Source organism: Micromonospora saelicesensis (assembly GCF_900091575.1).
Taxonomy (GTDB): domain Bacteria; phylum Actinomycetota; class Actinomycetes; order Mycobacteriales; family Micromonosporaceae; genus Micromonospora; species Micromonospora saelicesensis.
The window spans coordinates 826,543-850,894 of sequence record NZ_FMCR01000003.1 but is presented as its reverse complement, the minus strand read 5'-3'; the positions used below and the strand labels follow the sequence as shown (position 1 = coordinate 850,894).

The 24,352-nt window shown below is 71.5% G+C and carries 24 protein-coding genes; 12 read left to right on the top strand and 12 right to left on the bottom strand.

Annotated features, from left to right (window positions below):
* Positions 1-57: 57 nt before the first annotated feature.
* The gene (locus GA0070561_RS16875; protein ID WP_091401635.1) at positions 58-1,890 is read right to left on the bottom strand and encodes a glycoside hydrolase family 15 protein; all 1,833 of its coding nucleotides are present in this window, start codon (positions 1,888-1,890) and stop codon (positions 58-60) included.
* A gap of 111 nt (positions 1,891-2,001) precedes the next feature.
* Here GA0070561_RS16875 and GA0070561_RS16870 point away from each other — a divergent pair, with 111 nt between their 5' ends.
* Positions 2,002-2,589 carry a YflT domain-containing protein gene (locus tag GA0070561_RS16870; RefSeq protein WP_091402203.1) on the top strand — a complete coding sequence of 196 codons (588 nt, stop codon included), beginning with the start codon at positions 2,002-2,004 and terminating at the stop codon, positions 2,587-2,589.
* Positions 2,590-2,641: 52 nt separating this feature from the next.
* Here GA0070561_RS16870 and GA0070561_RS16865 read toward each other — a convergent pair whose 3' ends face one another.
* Positions 2,642-3,232 (bottom strand): DUF1684 domain-containing protein, encoded by a 591-nt coding sequence (locus GA0070561_RS16865; protein WP_425255898.1) that lies wholly within the window; start codon positions 3,230-3,232, stop codon positions 2,642-2,644.
* Positions 3,226-3,630 carry a winged helix-turn-helix transcriptional regulator gene (locus GA0070561_RS16860; protein ID WP_208603783.1) on the bottom strand — a complete coding sequence of 135 codons (405 nt, stop codon included), beginning with the start codon at positions 3,628-3,630 and terminating at the stop codon, positions 3,226-3,228. The genes GA0070561_RS16865 and GA0070561_RS16860 overlap by 7 nt, the downstream gene beginning before the upstream one ends.
* Before the next feature lie 94 nt (positions 3,631-3,724).
* On the opposite strand from GA0070561_RS16860, the gene GA0070561_RS16855 reads away from it, so the two are divergent.
* Positions 3,725-4,732: a hypothetical protein gene (locus GA0070561_RS16855; RefSeq protein ID WP_141710394.1), complete on the top strand. Its 1,008-nt coding sequence runs from the start codon at positions 3,725-3,727 to the stop codon at positions 4,730-4,732.
* A 54-nt stretch (positions 4,733-4,786) separates the two neighbouring features.
* On the opposite strand, the gene GA0070561_RS16850 is transcribed toward GA0070561_RS16855, so the two are convergent.
* A complete protein-coding gene (locus GA0070561_RS16850; RefSeq protein WP_091401628.1) occupies positions 4,787-5,356 on the bottom strand; it encodes a TetR/AcrR family transcriptional regulator in 570 nt (189 codons plus the stop codon).
* Between the two features lie 60 nt (positions 5,357-5,416).
* Between GA0070561_RS16850 and GA0070561_RS16845 the strand changes: the two genes are divergently transcribed.
* Complete coding sequence (locus GA0070561_RS16845; RefSeq protein ID WP_091401626.1) at positions 5,417-5,905, top strand: FBP domain-containing protein; 489 nt, start codon at positions 5,417-5,419, stop codon at positions 5,903-5,905.
* A 61-nt stretch (positions 5,906-5,966) separates the two neighbouring features.
* Here GA0070561_RS16845 and GA0070561_RS16840 read toward each other — a convergent pair whose 3' ends face one another.
* Entirely contained in the window at positions 5,967-6,500 is a 534-nt protein-coding gene (locus GA0070561_RS16840) for a GNAT family N-acetyltransferase (RefSeq protein ID WP_091401624.1), read from the bottom strand.
* Positions 6,501-6,657: 157 nt separating this feature from the next.
* Between GA0070561_RS16840 and GA0070561_RS16835 the strand changes: the two genes are divergently transcribed.
* Positions 6,658-7,140, top strand: a complete 483-nt coding sequence (locus tag GA0070561_RS16835; RefSeq protein ID WP_091401623.1) for a MarR family winged helix-turn-helix transcriptional regulator — start codon at positions 6,658-6,660, stop codon at positions 7,138-7,140.
* A gap of 10 nt (positions 7,141-7,150) precedes the next feature.
* Positions 7,151-8,137, top strand: a complete 987-nt coding sequence (locus tag GA0070561_RS16830) for a pirin family protein (protein WP_091401621.1) — start codon at positions 7,151-7,153, stop codon at positions 8,135-8,137.
* 64 nt (positions 8,138-8,201) lie between these two features.
* On the opposite strand, the gene GA0070561_RS34540 is transcribed toward GA0070561_RS16830, so the two are convergent.
* On the bottom strand, positions 8,202-8,330 hold the full coding sequence (locus tag GA0070561_RS34540; RefSeq protein WP_256441970.1) for a hypothetical protein: 129 nt from the start codon (positions 8,328-8,330) through the stop codon (positions 8,202-8,204).
* A gap of 133 nt (positions 8,331-8,463) precedes the next feature.
* On the opposite strand from GA0070561_RS34540, the gene GA0070561_RS16825 reads away from it, so the two are divergent.
* Positions 8,464-10,053: a phospholipase D family protein gene (locus GA0070561_RS16825; protein ID WP_091401619.1), complete on the top strand. Its 1,590-nt coding sequence runs from the start codon at positions 8,464-8,466 to the stop codon at positions 10,051-10,053.
* Here GA0070561_RS16825 and GA0070561_RS16820 read toward each other — a convergent pair.
* A complete protein-coding gene (locus GA0070561_RS16820) occupies positions 10,002-10,751 on the bottom strand; it encodes a hypothetical protein (RefSeq protein ID WP_091402199.1) in 750 nt (249 codons plus the stop codon). The two genes, GA0070561_RS16825 and GA0070561_RS16820, sit on opposite strands and share 52 nt — an antisense overlap.
* 389 nt (positions 10,752-11,140) lie before the next feature.
* On the opposite strand from GA0070561_RS16820, the gene GA0070561_RS16815 reads away from it, so the two are divergent.
* A complete protein-coding gene (locus GA0070561_RS16815; protein ID WP_091401616.1) occupies positions 11,141-11,965 on the top strand; it encodes a SigB/SigF/SigG family RNA polymerase sigma factor in 825 nt (274 codons plus the stop codon).
* 124 nt (positions 11,966-12,089) lie between these two features.
* On the opposite strand, the gene GA0070561_RS16810 is transcribed toward GA0070561_RS16815, so the two are convergent.
* The 3 genes from GA0070561_RS16810 to GA0070561_RS16800 are packed head-to-tail and all read right to left on the bottom strand — an operon-like array spanning position 12,090 to position 14,861.
* A complete protein-coding gene (locus tag GA0070561_RS16810; protein WP_091401614.1) occupies positions 12,090-12,680 on the bottom strand; it encodes a GNAT family N-acetyltransferase in 591 nt (196 codons plus the stop codon).
* A complete protein-coding gene (locus GA0070561_RS16805; RefSeq protein ID WP_091401611.1) occupies positions 12,677-14,188 on the bottom strand; it encodes an APC family permease in 1,512 nt (503 codons plus the stop codon). Before GA0070561_RS16805 ends, GA0070561_RS16810 begins: the two co-directional genes overlap by 4 nt.
* A gap of 46 nt (positions 14,189-14,234) precedes the next feature.
* Complete coding sequence (locus GA0070561_RS16800; protein WP_091401608.1) at positions 14,235-14,861, bottom strand: GOLPH3/VPS74 family protein; 627 nt, start codon at positions 14,859-14,861, stop codon at positions 14,235-14,237.
* A 183-nt stretch (positions 14,862-15,044) separates the two neighbouring features.
* On the opposite strand from GA0070561_RS16800, the gene GA0070561_RS16795 reads away from it, so the two are divergent.
* Genes GA0070561_RS16795 through hrpB form a run of 3 tightly spaced genes read left to right on the top strand, consistent with a single transcriptional unit; the run spans position 15,045 to position 18,680 of the window.
* The gene (locus tag GA0070561_RS16795; protein ID WP_258395541.1) at positions 15,045-15,869 is read left to right on the top strand and encodes a helix-turn-helix domain-containing protein; all 825 of its coding nucleotides are present in this window, start codon (positions 15,045-15,047) and stop codon (positions 15,867-15,869) included.
* A 41-nt stretch (positions 15,870-15,910) separates the two neighbouring features.
* On the top strand, positions 15,911-16,111 hold the full coding sequence (locus tag GA0070561_RS16790; protein WP_091401605.1) for a DUF397 domain-containing protein: 201 nt from the start codon (positions 15,911-15,913) through the stop codon (positions 16,109-16,111).
* 28 nt (positions 16,112-16,139) lie between these two features.
* Positions 16,140-18,680 carry an ATP-dependent helicase HrpB gene (gene hrpB / locus GA0070561_RS16785; RefSeq protein ID WP_091402197.1) on the top strand — a complete coding sequence of 847 codons (2,541 nt, stop codon included), beginning with the start codon at positions 16,140-16,142 and terminating at the stop codon, positions 18,678-18,680.
* An 8-nt stretch (positions 18,681-18,688) separates the two neighbouring features.
* Here hrpB and GA0070561_RS16780 read toward each other — a convergent pair whose 3' ends face one another.
* Complete coding sequence (locus tag GA0070561_RS16780) at positions 18,689-19,414, bottom strand: PP2C family protein-serine/threonine phosphatase (protein ID WP_091401603.1); 726 nt, start codon at positions 19,412-19,414, stop codon at positions 18,689-18,691.
* Positions 19,415-19,688: 274 nt separating this feature from the next.
* On the opposite strand from GA0070561_RS16780, the gene GA0070561_RS16775 reads away from it, so the two are divergent.
* The gene (locus tag GA0070561_RS16775) at positions 19,689-22,298 is read left to right on the top strand and encodes a glycoside hydrolase family 9 protein (RefSeq protein WP_091401600.1); all 2,610 of its coding nucleotides are present in this window, start codon (positions 19,689-19,691) and stop codon (positions 22,296-22,298) included.
* Between the two features lie 66 nt (positions 22,299-22,364).
* On the opposite strand, the gene GA0070561_RS16770 is transcribed toward GA0070561_RS16775, so the two are convergent.
* A complete protein-coding gene (locus tag GA0070561_RS16770) occupies positions 22,365-23,021 on the bottom strand; it encodes an HAD family hydrolase (protein WP_091401597.1) in 657 nt (218 codons plus the stop codon).
* A 243-nt stretch (positions 23,022-23,264) separates the two neighbouring features.
* On the opposite strand from GA0070561_RS16770, the gene GA0070561_RS16765 reads away from it, so the two are divergent.
* Complete coding sequence (locus tag GA0070561_RS16765) at positions 23,265-24,224, top strand: hypothetical protein (protein WP_208603782.1); 960 nt, start codon at positions 23,265-23,267, stop codon at positions 24,222-24,224.
* Positions 24,225-24,352: the final 128 nt, after the last annotated feature.

The following is a 24,352-nucleotide window of genomic DNA, read 5'->3' as shown; positions in this document are numbered from 1 at the left end:
CGATAGAACTTCGCGTCATCAGATCGAAAGTTGTCAAGATTTACACGAAAGTACGGCTCAGCGACGCGTCGGGGTGAAGTGCGCCGGGGGCATCCCGCAATTGCGCAACGTCGGGTCCTGCTCGACGTCGGTGAGCACACCGGCGGCATTGATGAGGCCGATGTGCGAGAACGCCTGCGGGAAGTTGCCCAACTGCTCCCCGGTCTGCTGGTCGATCTGCTCGGCGAACAGGCCCAGGTCGTTGACCCGACCAGCCAGATCGCGAAACAACTCGTGCGCCCGGTCCCGCTCGCCGCCCAACGCCAGGCAACTCACCAGCCAGAACGAACAGATGACGAAGCCCGCCGGATCGCCGTCCCAGCGCCGCAGCAGGCCGTCGTGCGACAGTCCCCGCTCCACCGCGCGGACCGTCGAGCGCATCCGCGGGTCATCGGCCCGCAGAAAACCCACCAGCGGCATCACCAGCACCGACGCGTCCAGCTCGTCGGAATCAAAGATCCCGGTGTACGACTGGAGCCTGTCGCTCCATCCCCGCTCGAGGATCGCCGCGCGCACCTCGTCCCGGGCCGCCGTCCAGCGAGCCAGGTCCTGCGGCCCGCCGAGCTGGTCGCCGAAGCGGACCGCCCGGTCCAGCGCTACCCAGCACTCCACCTTCGAGGACACGTGGTGGTGTTGGATTCCACGCTCCTCCCACATCCCCGCGTCCGGCTGTTTCCAGTCCTGCTCGGCCTGATCGGCGAGCACCCGGAGCAGGTGGTAGACGTCCGGGTCGAACGGTTCCAGCTGGTCGCGCATCAGCCAGGCGGCGTCCATGGCCGCGCCGTAGATGTCGTTCTGCCGCTGCCGCCACGCGTCGTTGCCGGTCACCACGGGCGGGCTGTCGCGGTAACCGCCGAGCTGGTCCAGCCGATGCTCGGTGAGGTCCCGCTCCCCCAGCACCCCGTACATGATGGGCACCGGCTGGTTGCCGATTCGGCCCATCGCCCGGCCCAACCAGGCGAACTGCCGCCGCACCTCGTCGAAGCACGCTGACCGCCACAGCGCCCGAAGGGTGTGGCTGAAGTCGCGCACCCAGACGTAGCGGTAGTCGTAGTTGCGGTCCCCACCGAGCTTCTCCGGCAGCGAGGTGGTCACCGAGGCCACCACCGCGCCGCTGGGTCGGTACGTCATGCCCTGCACCACCAGCCCGCTGCGCCGCACCTCCTCGGCGTAGAGGCCCTGGTACTCGTGCTCGCCGGTCCAGGACCGCCAGCCGGCGACGGTGTCGGCGATCGTCTGGTCGGCGTCCGGTACCTCCGGCAGTGGCGCGTCGTAGGTCGGGGCGTACCCGAGACTGAAGTTGTGGGTCCTGCCGGCGCGGACGGTGAACGTCGCCGCGGCATCGCCATCGTCGCCGCATGCCAACCGCACGCTGCTGCGGAAGGTGAGCCGCGCGGCCCCGGCGATGGCCTCGAGCATGTCCTCACGCTCGACCAGGTACGCGATCGTGCGCCCGTACTCGAAGCGCGGACGGTAGTGCACCCGCATCGGCACCGCACCGGACAGTCCCTGCACGCTACGGACCAGCACCTGCGGTGGGTGCATCCCGATGTCGTGACCTCGCGAGCCGGGCTCGAAGGCGAGCGCGTCGGTGAGCGCGACCTCCCCCTGCGCGGTGCGGAAGACGGTCCGCAGGACCAGGGTGTCCTTCAGGTAGCTCCGTTCGACAGTGAAATCGACCTCCGGTCGGATCGACCAGTGCCCCGCGCCGTCGTCGAGCAGCCGCCCGAACACCGACGGGGCGTCGAACCGGCCAGGGCACCACCAGTTCACCGAGCCCGAGGCGTCCACCAGCGCCGCGGTGCGGCCGTCGGCGAGGAACCCGTAGTCGCTGATCTGTCCGCTCTCCACCTGACTGCCTACCCGGGCAGTCAGCGCCCATTCCCCTCCTGTCCGACGGTGGAGACCGCGTTACCGGTCGGCCTGGACGGGAACGCGGCGAGCTGACGAGGGAGGATGCTCATGACGTCAGCTTCGGGGCCGACCGCCGCCTGGCGGTCCGGCATACAGGGTGGCGACCTGCTTCCATCCGGCCCGGCCGGCCGCCTGTCGACACCGGCCGGCGACGGCCACGGGCCGGAGGCCGGCCCGCCGACCGTGACGATCGGCTCGTACCCGGACTATCCCACCGCGCAGCGGGTCGTCGACTACCTGGCCGACAACCGCTTCCCGGTGGAGCACAGCGCCATAGTCGGCACCAACCTCACCCTGGTGGAGACGGTGCTCGGGCGGATGACGACCGGTCGAGCCGGTCTGCTCGGCGCCGGCACCGGCGCCTGGTTCGGGCTCTTCATCGGTCTGTTGTTCGGCATCTTCACCGTCGGCAACTGGCTGGCGGTGATCCTGGTCGGGCTGGTCATCGGTGCGATCTGGGGTGCCGTGTTCGGCGCGGTCGCGCACGCGATGACGGGCGGCCAGCGCGACTTCACCTCGGCCAGCTCACTGCGCGCCGGCCAGTACGCGGTGACAGTCGACGCGCAGCTCGCCGACCAGGCGCGACAGCTGCTCGGTCGGATGCAGATGCCCAACCCGGCGGCGAACACCCGCTGAGCGACGATCGACCGGCCGTCCCGGCAGCACGCTGGGGCGGCCGTTTCGTCGTTCAGTCGTGGTACGTCAGCTCGCCGGCACGGATCTCGACCTCGACCCGGTTCTCGGGGGGTGCCAGTGGGCAGGCCCAGCGGTCGTCATAGGCGCAGCTCGGGTTGTAGAGGTAGTTGGCGTCCAGCCGGACCCGGTCGCCGGGCAGTAGCTCGACGCCCCGGCCGAAGGTGCCCTTCACCGTGTCGGTGAGGTACCGGCCTCCGCCGTAGCTCTCCCGCCCGCAGGTGCCGTCGCGCAGCGGAACGAACAGCCCACCCCCGTACGCCTCGATCCACCACAAGGTCAGCGGCCCCCAGGACGTCTCGGCAATCGCCACCCGTCGGTACGCGATCACCCCGTCCGGGCCACCGGTGTCGATGCGCAGCTCACCGCTGGCCGACCGCAGGGGTGCCTCCACCACGGCCTCGGGGTTGGGCGGGAAGTAGCGCACGCCAGCGAAGTCGGACCGCTCCGCCACGGGGATCGGGCTCTGCGGGTGGGTGGCGAAGAGTTCGTCGCGGCCGGCGCGGAAGCCGGCCAGGTCGACGTCGGACAGGTACAGCCGGGCCACCCGCTCCCGCCAGTCGGCCAACTCCAGTTCGCTCAGCATGCCGGGGACTCCTGATCGAATGACAGCTCTCCGGACCGGATGGGCTTGCCACACGCCTGGCAGCGCACCTCGGCGACGAAGACCTGGCCGCAGACCTCGTGGATGAAGTCGACAGTGGGCACGTCGTCCTCACTGTAGGTGTCACCCCAGCGCTTGAGCACGAGGATGACCTGCCCGAGGTCCTTGCCCTTCTGGGTGAGTTCGTACCCCGCGGCCTTGCTGTTCTCGGTGGTACGGGCCTGAATGATGCCGGATTCGGCCAGTTTGCGCAGTCGAGCGGCGAGGACGTCCCTGGGCGCGCCGACGGCACGAAGGATCTCGGTGTACCGCGAGGCGCCGAATGCGAGCGCTCGCACGATGTGCAGCGACCACCTGTCGTTGACTGCGTCGAGCGCCACAGCGAGAGTGTCCCGCTCTGGTTTGGTTTTCAAACCGTCGGTGCTACGGTTCGTCTGGTTGGACATTCAAACCACACTACCCGAGGAGGCACCCATGACGTCGCCATCCGATCCACCTACCGGCGGAGCGTCGCCCGTGGTCACCCAACGCCGAGCCTGGACAACGCTCGTGATCACCGGGCTGATCATCGGCACGGCGTTCATCGCGCTCTATGTCGGACTGCAACGCAGCCCCCAGCCGAGCCAGCTGCCCATCGCCGTGGCCAGCACGCAGCTGGCGAACACCGCACAGGCCGGGTTCGGTAACGCCGTGGCCGTCACCGAGGTCGCGAGCGTCGCGGACGGCGAGGCCATGGTGCGACACGGCGACGCCGTCGCCGTGCTCGGCGCGACCTCTCCCACCACGCTGACACTCGACTACGCCGGCGCGAGCGGGTTCAGCGAGAGCGGCGCCGCGCGTCAGCTCGCGGCCGGTCTCGCCCAGAAGGCTGGGGCAACCGTCCAGGAGAACGACATCGTGCCGCTGGCGACCTATGACAGCCGAGGGCTGTCCGCCTTCTACGTGGTGTTCGGCGTCACCCTCTCGTCGTTCGTCCTCGCGCAGGGGCTCACCGCGGCCACCGCGAAGGTGCGGCTGCGCCACCGCCTCTACGCGATGGGCGGATTCGCCGTCCTGATCGGCGTGATCGCGGCGACCGTCGCGGGTCCGGTCTACGGATCACTCACGGCCCCGTTCCCGCTGCTCGCACTCTCGCTCACCCTGCTCTCCGCCGCCAGCGCCTTCACGACCAAGGCTCTGGGGGCCTGGCTCGGCCCGGCGGGCATCGCCCTCGCCGTCCTCACCCTCACGACCATCGGCAACGCGACGAGCGGGGCGACGATCGGGGTCGACCTGTTGCCGGAATGGGCACAGGCGGTCTCGGGGAAGCTCCCACCGGGCGCGGCCGTACGGGCGGTCAACAACTTCGGCTACTTCGACGGCGCACACACCGTGGCGCCCCTCGTGATCCTCGCCGTCTGGTTCCTGGCGGGCCTCGGATTCGTCCTGCTCCGGCAGCGGACCGCACAGCGCCGCCCGCTCACCGCGCCGGGGACGCCCTGATCCGGGCACACCCTGAGCGCCGGCCGGGAGGGCAGACGCAGGCCTGCTCGGCCGTCAGCGCGACGGCCAGTTGGTGAGGACGGCGTCGAGGGCGTCCAGGGTGCGCGACCAGGAGTCGTCGGTGGGGCGCGGGGTGTGCCGGAAGCCGCCGGTCTTCTCCAGGCTCACAAACCCGTGGAACGTGCTGTGCATCATCCGCACCGCGTCGGTCTGGTCGGGCTCGGAGAGCCGGTAGCCGCGCAGGATCGCCCGGGTCATCTCGGCGTGCCGGACGCCCGCGCTCGCGGCGGCGGTCTCCGGGTCGAGGTCGATCTGCATGGCGGCGTAACGGCCGGGGTGCTCTCGCGCGTAGTCGCGGTACGCGTTGGCGAACGCCACCAGCGCGTCCTTGCCGGCCCGGCCGGCGAGCGCGGCGGCGACCCGGTCGGCCAGCTCCGCCAGTGCCAGCAGGGCGATCCGGACCCGCAGTTCGTGCGCGTTCTTGAGGTGGAAGTACAGGCTGGCGTCCTTGACCCCGAACTGGCGTGCGAGCGCGGCGACTGTGACGTTCTCGACCCCCACCTGGTCGGCCAGTTCGGCCGCGGCCAGCGTCAGGCGCTCGACGGTCACCCCGGCACGTGCCATGCAGCACACTCCCAAACTAGCCGTAATAATCGCTTGCCTAGGAGAGCTAGGCTACTACCTATGTTAGTCCTGACCGAATCCGTCATCCGCGCGTCCTTCGTCAATTGCAGCAAGGGCGAGGCGAAGCGGCTGGCCGTACCGAACGATCTTGAAATGCGTCAGTGGGACGACCTCGACTTTCTCGGCTGGCGGGATCCCTCCGCGCCGCAGCGGGCCTATCTGGTCGCCGAGACCGACGGCAAGCTGACCGGCGTGGTGCTGCGGGCCGCGACGCACCAGATGGGGCGCGTGCGGCACAGCATGTGCTCGTTCTGCCTGACCACCCACCTCGGCGGTGGCGTCTCGTTGATGACCGCCCCCAAGGCCGGCCCGAGCGGACGGCAGGGCGACTCCGTGGGCACGTACCTGTGCTCGGACCTGGCCTGCTCGCTGTACCTGCGCGGAAAGAAGCACGCTGGGCCTCCCGCGCCCGAGCCGCTGCCCCTGCCGGAGCGGATCGAGCGCGTCAGGACCGCCCTCGCGACATTCCTCGGCAAGGTCACCGAGTGACGGTTCGAGACGACCTGCGCGGCCGGGGCCGGAGCGTGTTCGGGCCCCGGCCGACCTTCGGCTAGCGGTCGGTGGCCAGCCGGGCGTGCAGGTGCTCGTCGTAGCGGCGGCCGTCGCCGTACCGGTACGACTCCCGCAGGGTCCCCTCGGCCGGGTAGCCGGCGCGGTCGGCGACCCGGCAGGACGCCGGGTTGGCCACCGCGTGACACAACTCCACCCGGTGCAGCCCGAGATCCGCGAACGCCCAGTCGGTGAGCCGGACGACGGCGCGGACCGCCACGTGACGCCCCCGTGCCGCTGGCACCGTCCAGTAGCCGATGGACGCGTCGCCGTCGTGGATGCGGTGCAGCGACACCGAGCCGAGCAGTTCACCGTCGGCCGCCGCGGTGACCGCCATCGAGGCGTGACCGCCGGTGGACCAGTCGGCCCGGCGACGCACCCAGAGCAGCGCGACCTCGTCGTCGATGGGGTCGCCGCCCTGCGGGTTCCACTGGGCGATCGCCGGGTCCCGGAGGGCGTCGCGCACCGCTGGAGCGTCCGCGTCCCGCCAGGGGCGCAGCAACAGGTCGGCGGCGGAGAGTTCCACGTGTTCCACGAGGCCGGAGTCTGGCACAACCTGCGGCCTGCGCGCCGCCGGATTAGCGCGTACTTCCTTCAAAGCTGCACGATGCGGCGGCCAGCGAGTGAGGAAGTGACCCAGGCGACGCTCAACGGCGTTACTTAAATTTTGAAAGAGTGCTATCGTCGTGGACATGACCGAGAGCCTGGACAGCACGCGAGAGGCCGCCTGGCGCGCCTACATCGAGGCCAGCCAGCGTCTCTACACCCAGTTGGAAGAGGATCTGCGGGTCGACAGCGACCTCAGCTTCCCCGACTACCACGTGCTGGTCCTGCTCTCCGAGGCACCCGGGCAGCGGCTACGGATGGGCGAGCTGGCCAGCCGGTTGATCTTCTCGCCCAGCCGCCTCACCTACCAGGTCTCCTCCATGCAGCGTCGTGGCCTGGTCAGCAAGGAGCCCTGCCCGGACGACCGGCGCGGCAGCGAGGCGGTGCTCACCGCCGCCGGGCTGCTCGCCCTGCGGGAAGCCGCACCCCACCATCTGGCGTCGGTGCGTACCCATCTCATGGACGACCTCGACGATGCCGAGGTCGCCTGCCTCACCCGGGTCTTCGACCGGCTCGGCGAGCGCCTGCGGGCATCGCGGGTCAGCTCGACCACCCCCGCCTCACGCTAGGAGCCTCGACATGCCCGCGATCACCGTCGACAACGTTCTCGTCCTGCCCCGCCTGCCCCGCCTCGACGAGGCCGCCACGATCCGCCCGGTCCGCACGGTGACCACGGCGCCCAGCGGCTTCGAGGGTGAGGGCTTCCCGGTCCGTCGCGCCTTCGCCGGGGTGTCGACCACCGACCTGGACCCGTTCATCCACCTGGACCAGATGGGCGAGGTCGACTACGCGCCGGGCGAGCCCAAGGGCACCCCGTGGCACCCGCACCGCGGCTTCGAGACCGTCACGTACATCATCGACGGCGTCTTCGACCACCAGGACTCCAACGGTGGTGGCGGCACCATCACCGACGGCGACACCCAGTGGATGACGGCGGGCAGCGGCCTGCTGCACATCGAGGCGCCGCCGGAGCACCTGGTGATGAGCGGCGGGCTCTTCCACGGCACCCAGCTGTGGGTCAACCTGCCCCGCTCGGCCAAGATGAACCCGCCTCGCTACCAGGACATCCGGGGTCGGGAGTCGGCGCTGCTCACCACGCCCGACGGCGGCGCGCTGATCCGGGTCATCGCCGGCGAGGTCGCCGGGCACCGCGGCCCGGGTTCGACCTTCACCCCGATCACCATCACGCACGTCACCGTGCAGCCCGGCGCGCAGGTCGACCTGCCCTGGCGGCCCGACTTCAACGCCCTGGTGTACGTGCTGGGCGGTCGCGGCACTGTCGGCACCGACCGGCGGCCGGTGCGTACCGGCCAGCTCGCGGTGCACGGCCCGGGTGACGCGCTGCGGTTCAGCGCCGACACTTCCCAGGACAGCAACACCCCGGCACTGGACCTCTACATCATGGGTGGTCAGCCGATCCGGGAGCCGGTGGCACAGTACGGCCCGTTCGTGATGAACACCCGGGACGAGCTGCTCAAGGCGTTCGAGGACTTCCAGGCCGGCCGCCTCGGCGTGATCCCCACCGAGCGGCTCCCGCACACCGGCGGCCAGGGCGCCCGGCCCTGACCACTGTCGACCGCTGAGTTCGGCGCCGACGGCTCCGGTTCACCCCGGGGGCGTCGGCGCCGCCTCAGGAGACCGCAAAAATCCCGGCGACGCCCAGAATCACCATCACCAACACCGCTACCAGCGCACCCCGTTCGCTCTCCACCGCCGGCTCGCGGTTCTCGGTCACGGGATTCGTCGTGTCGCGGGGCATGGTGTGGCCTCCTCGGCTGTTGTCGCGTCGCTCTTGATGGCGTTGGCCAGGTCACCGGTCTGGGGGCCTGGCGTGCGGACCCGCGTCGGGGGTCCTACCGTGAGGACGTTGCCGACCTCCAGGGGGCTGGACAGTGCCGTTGCAGGACTGGTTCCTCACCGCTGAGGAACGCGCCAACCCGGTCTCTGGCATACCCGTATGGACCACGGGAAACCTCGCCGAGCCGTTGATTCACGGTTCCGCGTACTTCGACCGGCTGGTCGACGAGGTCGAGGCCCTGGGCCCCGGCGACCACCTGTTCTTCACCGACTGGCGGGGTGACCCGGACCAGCGACTGCGCCCGGACGGTCCGACAGTGGCCCAACTCTTCGCGCAGGCCGCGCAGCGCGGTGTGGTGGTCAAGGGGTTGATCTGGCGCTCGCACCTCGACGTCCTGGCGTACAGCGAGGCTGAGAACCGCGACCTCAGCGAGACGATCTCGGCCGCCGGTGGCGAGGTGCTGCTGGACCAGCGGGTCCGGCGCGGCGGCTCGCACCATCAGAAGCTCGTGGTGCTGCGGCACCAGGGCGCGCCCGAGCGGGACGTCGCCTTCGCCGGCGGGATCGACCTGTGCCACAGCCGCCGCGACGACGCCGCGCACCACGGCGACCCGCAACCGGTGCAGATGTCCCCCCGGTACGGACCCAATCCGCCCTGGCACGACGTGCAGCTCGCGGTGCGCGGTCCGGTGGTCGGCGCGTTGGACACCCTGTTCCGGGAACGCTGGACCGACCCGATGCCGCTGGACTCGGAAAACCCGATGGCCTACCTGCAGGACCGGCTGCGCGGCTCGGACCTGCGCCCCGACCCGCTGCCCGAACAGTCGCCCGATCCGCCGCCCTGCGGTCCGCACCAGATCCAGGTGCTGCGCACCTACCCCGCCGTCCGCCCGCGCTACTCGTTCGCACCGGACGGGGAGCGGACCGTGGCCCGGGGTTACACCAAGGCGGTACGCCGGGCCCGCCGACTGATCTACCTGGAGGATCAGTACCTCTGGTCGGCCGAGGTCGCGGACCTGTTCGCGCACGCGTTGCGGGACAACCCGGACCTGCACCTGATCGCGGTCGTCCCCCGCCACCCGGACGTGGACGGCAAGTTGGCGCTGCCGCCGAACATGGTCGGGCGCGAGCAGGCACTGTCACTGTGTGAGCGGGCCGCACCGGACCGGGTGCACGTGTTCGACGTGGAGAACCACGCCGGCGGCCCGGTCTACGTGCACGCGAAGGTCTGCGTGGTCGACGACGTCTGGGCCAGCGTGGGCAGCGACAACTTCAACCGGCGGTCCTGGACGCACGACAGCGAGTTGTCCTGCGCGGTGCTCGACGAGACCCGGGACCAGCGGGAGCCCACCGACCCCGCCGGGCGGGGCGACGGCGCGCGGAGCTTCGCCCGGGACCTGCGACTGCGGCTGTGGCGCGAGCACCTGGACCGCGACCCGGACGGCGCGGACGACGCCGACCTGCTGGACCCGGCGGACGCCGTCGCGGCCGTCACGGCCGCCGCCGACGCGCTACAGCAGTGGTACGACGACGGCCAGGTGGGAGAACGGCCACCCGGGCGGCTGCGCCCGCACCGCCCCGAACGGCTGCCGTGGTACACCCGGGCCTGGGCGCTGCCGGTGTACCGGCTGGTCTACGACCCGGACGGCAGGCCGCTACGGGCGAGGCTGGCCGGCACCTGGTGACGCGGTCGGGCCGGCTCCGGCGCGGCGACTGCGTGCACGTTCAGCCCGCCGGGGTAGGCGAACGACGAGCGGGGTGAGTAGTAGCCGAAGCCGATGGTCAGCGGGTTGGCCGGGCGCAGCGCGTACATCGGGTGGTCGGGCTGGAGGAACTCCACCGACTCGATCTCGAACGGGGCGACCGGCTCGGCGACGTACGGGTAGGCCGAGCTGAGCAGTTGGCCGTCGCGCCGGGTGAAGTAGCGGTGGTGCCCACTGCTGATCACGTGACCGGTCTCCCCCACCCGACACCGGGCCCGGACCAACGGTGTGCCGTCGATCTCCGTCTCGGAGAGCAGGTCCTCGCCGTTCACGTCGATCCGGGTGCGCCCGGCGAGCACCGGGGCGCCTCGGGCGAGGGCGTACTCGCGGACCCGCCGGCTGGAGGCCACGTAGTGGGTCCACCAGCCACCGGCGTTGAGGCCGCCCGGCGCGTCGACGCCCAGCAGCGAGATGCCGAGGTAGGTCAGCGAGTACGCGCCGAAGCCGGAGGTCTGCGTCTCGTCGTCGACGATGTACTGGTTGAGGAAGACCTGCCGGTCGGGGCGGGGGCAGAGCCCCGGCGGGACCAGCGCGGCGACCGCGTCGGGATCCGCCGGCAGCCAGCTGAAGTAGAGGGTGCGACTGTTCACGACAAGCTGGGGAGCGGCTGGATCGAGCACGGTGCCTCCGAACCGGGTGTGTACACGCGACGCTACGGCCGGTCCCACCAGCGGGACAAGGACGGATAGTCGACACTGCTGGCGACTTGTCGGATTTCATGTTGACCAGTCGACGCGACCCGTGGGCCGATCGGCCGGGCCGGCCGGCCGACCGGGCAGCGGCCCGGGCGGCGGACCGCAGCGGCAACGACGGGTAAGGATCCTCACAGCCGCCCCGGTTTCCGCGCCATATGCCCTTTTTGTTGCTCAACACACCTTAAGTACATCAACCTTTCGGCTAGATTTCTGGGAGACGATCAGGTTAAGGTGACTCCCGAACGGCCTATTCGAAGCTAAACCAAAGCGTCACGTCTTTTTAGTCAGCGGACGAGGTGCAGGGAGGACCACCCATGACCGCGCCAACGATCACCGAGCAGCCGAGCGCCGCCGTCAAGGCCACCACCAAGCTCGACCCGCGCGCTCTCACCGACAGCGCCGCCGACCTGCTCAACGCGATGGCGGCGCTGCCCGCCAACCACCCGTCGCGCGCCGCTCTGCGGGACCGGGCGATCGAGGCCTGGCTGCCACTCGCCAACCACCTGGCCCACCGCTACAGCGGGCGCGGCGAGCCGAACGACGACCTGGCGCAGACCGCCGCGATCGGCCTGATCAAGGCCATCGACAAGTTCGACCCCGAGCGCGGTGTCGACTTCGCCGGCTACGCGATCCCCACCATCATCGGCGAGCTCAAGCGGCACTTCCGGGACCGCACCTGGGACATCCGGGTGCCCCGCCGGCTCCAGGAGCTGCGGCTGGCCATCTCCGACGCCAACAGCTCGCTCCTGCAGACCCTCGGCCGCTCGCCGACGGTCGCCGACATCGCCGCACACCTCAAGCTCACCGAGGAAGAGGTGCTGGAGGGCCTGGAGGGCGCCCGCGCGTACAACGCGGTGTCGCTGTCCACCCCGACCGGCGACGGCGAGCGCGCCACCGAGCTGGGCGACATGCTCGGCGGCGAGGACAGCGAGTTCGAGCTGGCTGAGCTGCGGGTCGCCCTCGGCCCGGCGCTGGCCACCCTCGACGAGCGCGAGCAGAAGATCCTCACGCTGCGCTTCTACGGCAACCTGACCCAGTCGCAGATCGCCGACCAGATCGGTGTCTCGCAGATGCACGTCTCGCGGCTGCTGACCCGCGCGCTGACCAAGCTGCGCGGCCAGCTCGACGGCACGTACTGACCGGTTGACGCACGGAGGGCCGGGTCCATGGACCCGGCCCTCCGTTCTGTCACGTGAGCGTTACAGCGCGACCACGGGACGTGCTGGTCGCGTCAACAACCGACCGGCTCAGTGCCCGACCAGCTCAGTGCCCGACCGGCTCCCGCCACATCGGCCAGAACGGCGTTCCGTCGGGCACCCGGAACGGCTCGCCGGCCAGGTAGCCGTGCTTCGCGTACAGGTCCCGGCTGCGCGGGCTGCTCGCCTCCAGGTACGCCGGCATCCCGTTGGCGTCCAGCCAGGCGTGGTGGTGACGCATCAGCGCGCTCCCCAGGCCCTGCCCCTGCCGGTCTGGCCGGGTCGCCAGGAACGCGAGGTGGTGGTGGTCCGGGTGCGGGTGGTTCGCCGCGAACAGCTCGTCGAGGTGCTGGAACCGGTCGGTCCACTCGCCGCACGCGGCGGCCAGTCGGGCGTCGTAGTCCGCCGGCGGCGGCGCCGGCTGGCCGACCGACGGAAACCAGACCGCGACCGAGGCCCGGTCCGCTGTGGCGTGGACGATGCCGTGGCGCATCGCGTGCCCGACCAGGATCTCGAAGTCGCCGGCCAGTACCGCCTCCCGCTTGCTCGGGTCGGGGACCAGCCAGTACGTCACCTCCAGGACGGTGAACGCCTCGGCGATCCGACCCGCCACGAGGGTGGTCTCCTCCGGCCCGAGTTGCTCGATGACCACGCTCATCGGGTCACCTCCACGGCGGCCGGCGCCTCCGGCTTGACGGTGGCCGCGGCGCTCGCGGCCCCCAGGCCGATCCGGGCGTACGTGTCCGGGCGGTTGCTGCGCAGCAGCAGGGCCCAACCGATGCCCAGCAGGGCGGCCACCGGGTACGCGGCGGGCAGCGCCCAGCGCAGCGTCGAGTCCGGCGCGACGCCGAGCAGGTTGGCGAAGTTCGACACGGCCAACCAGATGATCACGAAGAGCGCGATGGTGGCCAGGCCGGGCGCGATGGCCCGTCGCCAGAGGTTCTCGCCCCCGGCGGAGCGGGCGAAGTAGGCGATCACCGCCACCGAGGTGGTGGCGATCAGCAGCAGGACACCGAAGCCGCCGGTGGTGCCGACCCAGAAGAAGAGCTGGACCACCGGATCCCAGCCGTTGACCGCGTACAGCAGGATGACCAGCAGTCCGAGGACGCTCTGCGCCACCGAGGCGGCCCGCGGCGCCCCGGTACGGGCCGAGGTCTGCCCGAACACCGCCGGCAGCACCCGCTCCCGACCGAGCGCGAAGGTGTAGCGGGCCGTGGTGTTGTGGAACGAGATCATCGCGGCGAGCACCGAGGTCAGGAAGAGCACCTGCCCGATGGTGACCGCGGTGTCGCCGAGGTGCGCGGCGGCCAGGTTGAAGATGAGCCCGACGCTCTGCTCGCCGGCCTCGGCGACGATCTGGTCCTGCCCGACCGCGACGGTCATGGTCCAGGACGACAGCGCGTACAGCCCGGCGATGATCGCCACCGAGAGGTAGGTGGCCAGCGGCACCGTCCGCTTCGGGTCCTTGCTCTCCTCGCTGAAGACCACCGCCGACTCGAAGCCGACGAAGCCGAGGACGGCGAGCACCAGCACCGCGCCGACACCCGGCACGAAGAGGTTGTCCGGCGAGAACGGGGCGAAGCTGACCCCACCCTCGGCCGGGTTGCCGAGCTGTCCCAGGTCGAAGACGAGGACCACCACGATCTCGGCGACCAGCAGCGCGGCCAGGACCAAGCCGTTGAGGTCGACCCGGAGCAGGCCGAGCAGGCCGACCAACGCCCACGCCACCAGGGCCACGACGGCCCAGTGCGGGTGCCCGCCGAAGAGCCGGTCGAGCACCGGCTCGGCCGCCACGCCGATGGTGCCGTACAGCCCGACCTGCAACGCGTTGTACGCGATCAGCGCGACCCAGGCGGCGCCCACGCCGGCCGGTCGGCCGAGGCCACGGGAGACGTAGGCGTAGAAGGCGCCGGCGTTCTCCACCCGGCGGGACATCGCCACGTAACCCACCGAGAAGAGCGCGAGCACAGCGGCGATCAGCAGGAAGGCCAGCGGGATGCCGGTCACCCCGATGACGCCGTAGCCGGTGGTGACGACGCCGGCCACCACGGTCAGCGGCGCGGCGGCGGAGAGGACGAAGAAGATCACCGAAGGAATGCCGAGACGGCCTCGGGCCAGGGCGTCGGAGACGTTGCTGGGTCGGTCGACTGTCGATGTCGGGGGCATACGACTACTCCGATTGTCGAGGGGAGGGTTGGGGGTTACCGGGGGGTCAGGGGATGCCGCGCAGCACGGCGGCGCCGACGGCGGCCTCGGTGTGCCCGACGAGTTCCTTGAGTGGTGCCGGCAGCGCGGGGATGAGGACGTTCAACCGGTGGTGTGCGCGGGGGCCGGCGCTCCACAGCACCTCGCGGGTCAGCCCCGCGGCCACGACCAGGCCGAGCAGCAGGGCGTCCGGCACGCCCGGCGGATCCGGCCGGTCCAGCAGGGCCCGTAGCCGGGTGGCCGGCCAGGCCACCGCGTTGAGGTCGATCGGCAGGTAGCTGACCGTGGTACGCAGCAGCCGGCGACTCTCCTGGCGGCGCAGCACCCCGGCGCGGGCCAACCGCTCCCCCACCGAGGTCGTGGCGCTCTGCGCCAGGAAGCTCAGCCAGGTGCGCAGCTCCCGGTGCTGGGACTCACCGACCAACTGGTCCAGCACCGTGTGCGCCAGGGCATCGGCCGGCGGACGCCGGTCGATGACGGAGATCTGCCCGGCCGTGACGGTTATGTGTCCATAAAGGATCAGCTCGCCGAGGAGCCCGCCGGCCAGCCCGAGCCCGGTCGCCGCCGGGTGCAGTTTGGCCTTGCCGCGACTGTCGTTGTGTGCGATCAGGAAGAACTCGTCGGCGATGAGCAACGGTCCTCCCGCACAGGTGTGTCCACAGTGATCGCGACCGGGAAAGGATGCACCGACAGCTACTGCAACGCAACTCCCAGATTTGAAAGTTGCACTCCGTGCATCTGCGACCTGCGGATCTTGTCGTGGCAGACTCGGACGGTGACCGCCATTCCCACCATCCGACCCGCCGCCAGCCCGACCGTGCGGCGACGCCGCATCGCCCGGGAACTCCGCCAACTTCGGGAACGCGCGGGCATGACCCTCGATGTGGCAGCCCGTCAGCTCGACATGTCGAAGAGCAACCTCTCCCGGATCGAGACCGCACAGATCGGCATCAAGCCGCGCGACGTCCGGGCCGCTCTCGCGCTGTACCAGGTGACCGGTTCGGATGCCGAGGCGCTGATCGAGATCGCCCGGGGGGCACAGCAGCGCGGGTGGTGGCAGAACTACAGCGACGTACTCCCCGAGTGGTTCGAGTTCTACGTCGGGCTGGAGGCGGAGGCGGCGGCGCTGCGCACGTACGAGGCCGAGTCGGTGCCCGGGCTGTTGCAGACCGAGGCGTACGCCCGGGAGATCTTCCGGCGTACCGCCGGCGAGGACGGCCTGGAGCGCAAGATCGCTGCCCGACTGCGCCGGCAGGAGGTGCTGCGCCGCGAGGAGCCGGTCGATCTGTCGGTGATCCTCAACGAGGCGGTGCTCCTGCGCCCGGTCGGCGGCGCCGCGGTGATGGCCGAACAACTGGTCCACATGAGCCGGATCGCGCAACTACCCAACGTGACAATCCAGGTACTTCCATTCGCTGCTGGCGGGCATCCGGCCATGAGCACCCCGTACGTGATCCTCAACTTCGCCGACGCCGCCGACGCGTCAGTGGTTTACCTGGATAACCTCACGATGGGGCTGGCTCTGGAGGAAGCCGATCATGTGCTCGGGTATAGCCTTCTGCACGAGGAGCTGTGCCGGATGGCGCTCGATCCGACGGCGTCGTTGACCCGTCTTGAGCATGCTTCTCGTAACTTTGCGTGACCGCTTCTGCGGCACGCCGACGCAGACGAGAGGTACCGCGGATGACGGCGTACGACCTGACCCGAGCGGACTGGCGCACCAGCACGCGCAGCAGCGGCAACGGCAACTGCGTGGAGGTCGCGACAGTCGACGGTCAGGTCGCCGTCCGGGACAGCAAGGACCGCTCCGGCCCGGTGCTCGCCTTCGGTGCGCCGGCCTGGCGGGCCTTCGTGCGCGGCGTCGGCGAGGTCCGTCGCTCCTGACGCACCCGTCCCGGTGCGAGACTGGGCCGTGCTCTCCGACGTAACACTTGACCTGCCGGTCCGTCCGGTGCTGCCGGCGCTGGTCGCGGCACTCGACGCGGCCGGCGCCGGTGTGCTGGTGGCCCCGCCGGGCACCGGCAAGACCACCCTCGCGCCGCTGGCCGTGGCCGACCGGGTGACCGGTCGGGTGGTGATCGCCCAACCCCGCCGGGTGGCGGCCCGCGCCGCTGCCCGGCGCATGGCGGAACTGCTCGGCGAGCGGGTCGGTGAGCGGGTCGGCTACGCGGTGCGCGGCGAGCGCCGGGTCGGCCCGGCCACCCGGATCGAGGTGGTCACCACCGGCCTGCTGGTCCGCCGGCTGCACCACGACCCTGAACTGCCCGGCACGGGTGCCGTGCTGCTTGACGAGTGCCACGAACGCCAACTCGACGCCGACCTCGCGCTCGCCTTCACCGTGGAGGCGCGCGCCACCCTCCGGCCGGACCTGTGGCTGCTGGCGATGTCGGCGACCCCGGACACCGACCGGTTCGCCGCGCTGCTGGGCGGGCCCACCCCGGCCCCGGTGGTACGGGCCGACTCGGCGTTGCACCCGGTAGAGCGGATCTGGGTGCCCCCGGCGCGCCCGATCGCCCCACCCGGGGCCGGGCCGGTGGACCGGGCCCTGCTCGACCACGTGGCCGCCACCGTCCGGCGGGCGCTGCGCGAGCACGAGGGCGACGTGCTCGTCTTCCTGCCCGGGGCCGGCGAGATCGCGGCGGTCACCGGCAGGCTGGCCGACCTGCGGGACTCGGTCGCGCTGCTGCCGCTGCACGGCCGTCAACGCGGCGCCGAGCAGGACGCCGCGCTGCGTCGCGCGGACCGACGGCGGGTGGTGCTGGCCACCGCGCTGGCCGAGACCAGTCTGACCGTCCCGGGTGTGCGGATCGTGGTGGACGCCGGACTGTCCCGGGTGCCCCGGATCGACCTGGCCCGCGGACTGGGCGCACTGGTCACCGTGCCGGTCTCCCGCGCCGCCGCCACCCAGCGGGCCGGCCGGGCCGGCCGGGAGGCCCCCGGGTACGTCTACCGCTGCTGGTCGGCGGCGACCCACGAGCGGCTGCCCGCCCGTGCCGAGCCGGAGATCGCCACCGCCGACCTCACCGGGTTCGCGTTGGAGCTGGCCGCCTGGGGCCGACCGGACGGCGTCGGGCTCGCGTTGCCCGACGCGCCGCCGGCAGCCGCGATGACGGTGGCCCGGGACACCCTGGAGACCCTGGGCGCGGTCGACGCCGACGGTCGGATCACAGCGCGGGGACGGTCGATCGCCGCCGCCGGGGCGCACCCACGGCTGGCCCGGGCGCTGCTCGACGGCGCCGGCCGGGTCGGCGCCGACCGGGCCGCCGAGGTGGTCGCCCTGCTCGCCGAGGAGAGCGCAGCCGGGCCCGGTGACGATCTGGTCGCCGGTTGGCGTCGGCTGCGCACCGGCGTGGACGCGGGCGCGACAGCCCGTTGGCGCACGGAGGTACGCCGGCTGCGGGCCGCGCTGCCTGCCGGCGCCCCGCCGAAGGGCCGCGCCGACGCCACCGGCCGCACCGGCTCGGGTGGACTGAGCGACGATCTCGCCGCCGGGCTGCTCGTCGGTCTGGCGTACCCGGAACGGTTGGCACGGGTGCGGCGGCCGGGCGGTTCGGCGTACCTGATGACCGGCGGGACCGCCGCGGAGCTGGCGGCCGGCTCGGGGCTGACCGGGTCCGACTGGTTGGCGGTGGCGGTCGCGGACCGCACGCCCGGCGCGCCGTCGGCCCGCATCCGCCGGGCCTCCCCGGTGGACGAGGCGACGGCCCGGGAGGCGGCCGGTCCGTTGCTACGCACCGGCCGCGAGGTCGGCTGGTCCGACGGGGACGTGGTGGCCCGGGAGGTGACCCGGCTGGGCGCGATCGAGCTGGTCCAGCGGCGGCTGGACCGGCCGGACCGGGCGGAGGTGGCCGCCGCACTGCTGACCGGCCTGCGTCAGGACGGGCTGGGGCTGTTGCCCTGGACGCCGGCGGCTCGGGCGCTGCGCGAGCGGCTCGCGTTCCTCCGGCACCATCTCGGCGAGCCGTGGCCGGAGGTCGGCGACGACTCGTTGCTCGACGCCGCGCCGACCTGGCTGGGCCCGGAGCTGGCCGCCGCGCGACGCCGCGCCGACCTGGCGCGAGTGGACGTGCCGTCGGCGCTGCGGCGGCTGCTGCCCTGGGCGCAGGCCGCCCGCCTCGACGAGCTGGCCCCGGAGCGGATCGAGGTGCCAAGTGGTTCTCGGATCCGGCTGGACTACGGCGACCCGGCCGCGCCGGTGCTCGCCGTGAAGCTCCAGGAGACGTTCGGCTGGCCGGCGGCCCCCCGCATCGCCGACGGTCGGGTGCCGGTGCTGCTGCACCTACTCTCCCCCGCCGGCCGCCCGGTGGCGGTCACCGCCGACCTGGCGTCGTTCTGGCGTACCGGCTATCCGCAGGTCCGCTCCGAGCTGCGCGGGCGCTATCCTCGGCACCCGTGGCCGGAGGATCCGGGAACGGCGACACCCACCCGGCACGCCACGCCACGCCGGCGCTGAGCGCCGGCCTACTCCTCGACGACGTCGGCCACCACGACTGTGACGTTGTCCGGCGCGCCGGCGTGCAGGGCCAGGTCGATCAGCTTGGCGGCGCAGGCGTCCCGGTCCGGATAGCCGCTGAGCACCTCGGTGAGGGTGTCCGGACGGACCACGTTGGAGAGGCCGTCGCTGCACAGCAGCCACCGGTCGCCGGCCCGGGGCACCATGGTCGCGTACGACGGGGAGACCTCCTCACCCTGCAACGCCTGGGTGACCACGGCCCGGCGCGGGTGGCTGCTGGCCTGGTCCGCGGTGATCACGCCCTGATCCACCAGCATCTGGACGAACGTGTCGTCCCGGGTGACCTGCTTGAGCACGCCCTCGCGGAACAGGTAGGCCCGGGAGTCGCCGACGTGCGCGAGTGCCAGGCAGCTGCCGGTACGGGCGAAGAGCAGGGCGGTCAGCGTGGTGCCCATGCCCTGGCGCTCGGGATCCTCGGCGACCGCCTGTCGGATCCGGGAGGTGGCCAGTGCGATGCCACCTTCGAGCGCGGCCACCAGGGCGTCCTCGGGTGTCTCCACGTCCAGTGGCGCGACCGCGTCGATGGTGAGGGCGCTGGCCAGGTCGCCGGCGGCCATTCCGCCCATGCCGTCGGCGACGGCGACGAGCCAGCTGCCGGCGTGCAGGGCGTCCTGGTTTCCGCTGCGGATCAGCCCACGGTCGCTCGTTCCCACGGAACGCAGCTTCAGGGTCATGGGAGGCAGCCTGCCAGGCGAAGGGCGCAGTTGTCTCTAGGAGATCAGGACGACGGCGCGTGGCGCGGCCAATCTCACGTCCGGGTGGCGTCGCGTCGGGGGGCACCGCTCGGGTGACCGCCCTCGTCGGATGCTGAAACCCATCCAACCAGATCAATTGACATGGCGTACCGGCACTGGAAACATCGAGCCGATACCTGGGAGCGCTCCCAGGTTCCCTCCGCATCACCGTGCCACCACCAACGTCCCACTTTCCGTCCCGGAAGGACTCCCCGTGACGCCATCCCGACGCCGCCTCCTGTTGGCTGCGGCGACCACACTGGCCCTCACCGGCGCGGGCGCCGGCGCGGCCCACGCCGACCCACCACCGGACGCTCCCGAGCAGATCGACAACGGCGACTTCAGCGCCGGGGTGAGCCCCTGGTTCTCCTTCGGCACCGGCGCGCTGGCGGTGACCGACGGCCAGCTCTGCACCACCGTCGCGGGCGGGCTGGCCAACCCGTGGGACGCCGGCATCGGCCAGGACGGCGTACCGCTGATCGCCGGCGCCGAATACACCCTCGGCTTCGCGGTCTCCGCCACCCCGGGCGCCGCGGTCAAGGCCGTGTTGCAGCTCGGCAGCGCCCCGTACACCACGTACGCGGCAGTGGACGCCACCGCGACCGGCACCCTCCAGCGGGTCGAGCAGACCTTCACCGTCCCGGACGACAACCCCAGCGCCCAACTGATCTTCCAGGTCGGCGGTTCCGCCCAGGCGCAGACCATCTGCCTGGACGACGTCTCGCTGCGCGGCGGTGAGCCACCCGAGCCGTACGAGCCGGACACCGGGCCACGGGTGCGCGTCAACCAGGTCGGCTACCTTCCCGGCGGCCCGAAGAACGCCACTGTCGTCACCGAGGCCACCGAAGCGCTGCCCTGGCAGCTGCGCAGCGCCGCCGGTGCCGTCGTGGCCAGTGGCACCACCACCGCTCGCGGTGTCGACGCCGCCTCCGGGCAGAACGTGCAGACTGTCGACTTCTCCAGCTACCGCACCCCCGGCACCGGGCTCACGCTCACCGTGGACGGCGAGACCAGCCACCCGTTCGACATCTCCGGCGCCCTCTACGACCAGCTGCGCTCCGACTCGTTGCAGTTCTTCTACGCCCAGCGCAGCGGCATCGCCATCGACGGTGACCTGATCGGCGACGAGTACGCCCGACCCGCCGGCCACCTCGGCGTCGCACCCAACCAGGGCGACACCAACGTGCCCTGCCAGCCGGGTGTCTGCGACTACTCCCTGGATGTGCGCGGCGGTTGGTACGACGCCGGCGACCACGGCAAGTACGTGGTCAACGGCGGCATCGCCACCTACCAGCTGCTGAACACCTTCGAGCGGACCAGGACGGCGGCCACCGCCAACGGCGGCGCGGAGCTCGCCGACGGCACGCTGCGGGTGCCCGAGCGCGACAACGGGGTGCCGGACATCCTCGACGAGGCGCGCTGGGAGTTGGAGTTCCTGCTGCGCATGCAGGTGCCCGCCGGCAAGCCGCTCGCCGGCATGGTCCACCACAAGATCCACGATCAGAACTGGACCGGGCTGCCCCTCTCGCCGCAGGACGACCCGCAGCCGCGCGAGCTGCACCCGCCGTCGACCGCGGCCACCCTCAACCTGGCCGCCACCGCCGCCCAGTGCGCCCGGCTCTTCGCCCCGTACGACGCGGCGTTCGCGACCCGCTGCGGCACTGCCGCGAAGACCGCCTACGCCGCGGCCAAGGCCCACCCGGCGGTGTACGCCAGCCCGACCGACGGCACCGGCGGCGGCGCGTACGACGACAGCAACGTCACCGACGAGTTCTACTGGGCGGCGGCCGAGCTGTACCTGACCACCGGGGCGCAGAACTACCTGGCCGATCTGACCGCCTCACCGCACCACACCGGGAACGTGTTCGACGCACGGGGCTTCGGCTGGCAGAGCGTGGCGGCGCTGGGCCGCCTCGACCTGGCCACCGTGCCGAACGGGCTACCCGCCGCCGACCTGGCCCGGGTCCGCGCCTCGGTCACCGCCGCGGCCGACACGTACCTCGCCGAGCTGCGCCGGCAGGCATACGGGTTGCCGATGCCCGGTGACGCCAACAGCTACTTCTGGGGCGGCAACAGCAACGTCATCAACAACGCCGTGGTGCTGGCCACCGCGTTCGACCTGACGCGCAACCCCGTCTACCGCGACGGCGCCGTGCAGGCCATGGACTACATCCTCGGTCGCAACGCCCTGAACATCTCCTACGTCACCGGGTGGGGCGAGCACGCCGCGCAGAACCAGCACAGCCGGATCTTCGGCCACCAGCTCGACCCGAACCTGCCCCGACCGCCCGCCGGTTCCCTCGCCGGTGGCCCGAACGCGGCCCTCCAGGACCCGTTCGTGGCGCAACTGCTCGCCGGCTGCGAGCCGATGTTCTGCTACGTCGACGACATCAACTCGTACTCGACCAACGAGGTGGCGATCAACTGGAACTCGGCGCTGGCCTGGATCTCCTCGTTCCTGGCCGACCAGGGTGACGCCGGCGCGGTGCCGGCGACCACCTGCACGGCGCGCTACACCAACTACGGCGCCTGGCAGGGCGGCACCGGGTTCACCGGGCAGCTGACCATCCAGAACACGGGCACCGCGGCCATCAACGGCTGGAGCGTGCGCTTCGCGTTCACCGGTGACCAGCGGGTACGTGAGGCGTGGCTGGCGAAGGTCGCCCAGTCCGGCGCGACGGTGACCGCGCGCAACGAGTCGTACAACGCCAAGATCGCACCCGGCGGCACTGTGACGTTCGGCTTCAACGCGACGACAGGCGGCGGCGCCAACCCGAGCCCCGGCCTGGTCACTGTCAACGGAACGGCCTGCTCGCTGACCTGACCGACGTCCTGGTGGCCGCCCTTCCCGGGCGGTCACCAGGACCGCACGATCAGCGCGGCCGGCGGGTCAACCGCCGGCCGCGTTGTGCTTCGCCACCAGGCTCGGGAGTTCGTCCAGCGAGTCGATCCGGAACAGGCACCGCTCGGCCACTGTGGAGGGGTCGAGGATGTGCCCCCACGGACCGCGTCGGATCAGGCACGTCTCCATGCCCGCCTCCAGGGCCGGACGCACGTCGTTGTCGGGCCGGTCGCCGACGTACAGGATCGACGACGCGACACCACCGCCTGCGGCGACGACCCGCTCGAAGAACGCTGGTGACGGCTTCGCCACACCCCACCCGTGCGACGTGCCGATCACGTCCACCGGAAGGTCGAGATCGCGCAGGGTCGCCTCGGCATGAGCTGGCTGGTTACCGGCCAGGCCCACGACCAGGCCCTGGTCCTTCAAGGATTCCAGGCACCCCCGCGCGTCCGGGTAGAGATCCTCCTCGGCGAACGACTCCGGCTTGCCGGCAGCCGCCCGACGCTCCAGCTCGAGGGTGAGATCGAAGTCGGGCCGGAAGACCCGGAACGTCTCCTGATAGTCCAGACCCCGGGCGATCACCGCACCGAAGACCGCCGAGAAGGTGTGCCGGGGCACGCCGAGCCAGTCGGCCCAGGCAGCGAACTCGTGGGACTCGTCGAGAATGGTCCCGCCAACATCGAAGATCACCGTGTCAATCATGTCCGTCCCCCGTTGACGCTCGATCCGTCCGTGAAGCATAGAAGGGGGTACGAGCGGCCGGCTTCCATGATCCGTTGAGGTGGTGGCTGGAACACGGCGGCGGTGTGGCGCTCCGCAGGACAGTTCGGGGGCGCGCGGGCAGGGTGCCTGCGGCTGGCGCTGTCGAGCTGATGCCGTGAACGAATCACCGGGCACGCGGCAAAACCGATGGATCGGACGCCCCGAGTAAGCCATGGTGACGCCATGGATGGCGGCGATCTGGTTGGCGGTGACTTGACCAGCGGTGACCCGACTGCCGGTGGTCTGGCTGGTGCGGAGCGTCGAGTGTGGGCGGCGATGCCGCCGGGGTCCCGCAGCGCATTGTCGGGGCTGTCCAGCGCAGACCTGCGCAGTCTGCTGTTGAGCGTGACCCGCGACCGGGCGGCGGCCGCGCGACCGTCCGAGGTGGTACGGCGGTGGCGCGAGGACCGCTTCGTCCGCCCGGCCCGCGCCGATCCGCGCGTGCTCGCGCGGGTGGAGGCCCGGATGTGGCAACTGCTGCCCGCCGACGTCGCCGGGGTGGAGCTGTCGCCGGTCGTACCGGTCGGCACCTGCTCGGCGGTCGCACCGGTCAGCCAGAACAGGATCGTCACCACGATGCGCGCCAGCGAGGTGCTGAGCGATCCCACCAACGCCCTCGCCGTCGAGGCGGCCGTACGTCGCCGCCGACAGAGCGAGGTCCACCTGGCCGCCGCCCATCGGGTGCTGCGGACGCAGGACTTCGGCGGCGACGCGTCGGCGCACTTCCGGCTCTTCGCCCTGGTGTCCAGCGCCCGGGACACGGGCTCGGGCGACACGCAGGCACCGCTGCTGGTCCGGCACCTCACCTACTGGCGGACCGTCCTCGCCGAGCTGGCACCGGCCGCCGCGCCTCAGCTGCACGTCACCACCTTCGACGATGAGGCCGTCCGGGAGCGGCTGGCCGACACCGTCCGACCGGCACTCGACGCAGGCGTGGTGCCGCTCGTGGACGAACCGGAGCGGTCTCGCGGTCGCGGCTACTACACCGGGTGCGCCCTACGGATCACCGTCCTGGACGGCAGGCTGGAGATCGGCGACGGCGGCCTCACCGACTGGACCGCCCGGCTGCGCGGCGACGCGAAGGAACGCTGCCTCGTCTCCTGCCTCGCCACCGAACGTCTCGTCGACGGCATGAGCCGCTGAACGTCTCGTCAACGGCATCAGCCGCTGAACCGGGCCTGCCGACGACCGCCTTGCCCACCGTCCGAGTGGCCACCCATCGCCACCGCCGGAGTCAACCGAATTCGGCCTGCCAACCGAGCCCGAAACTG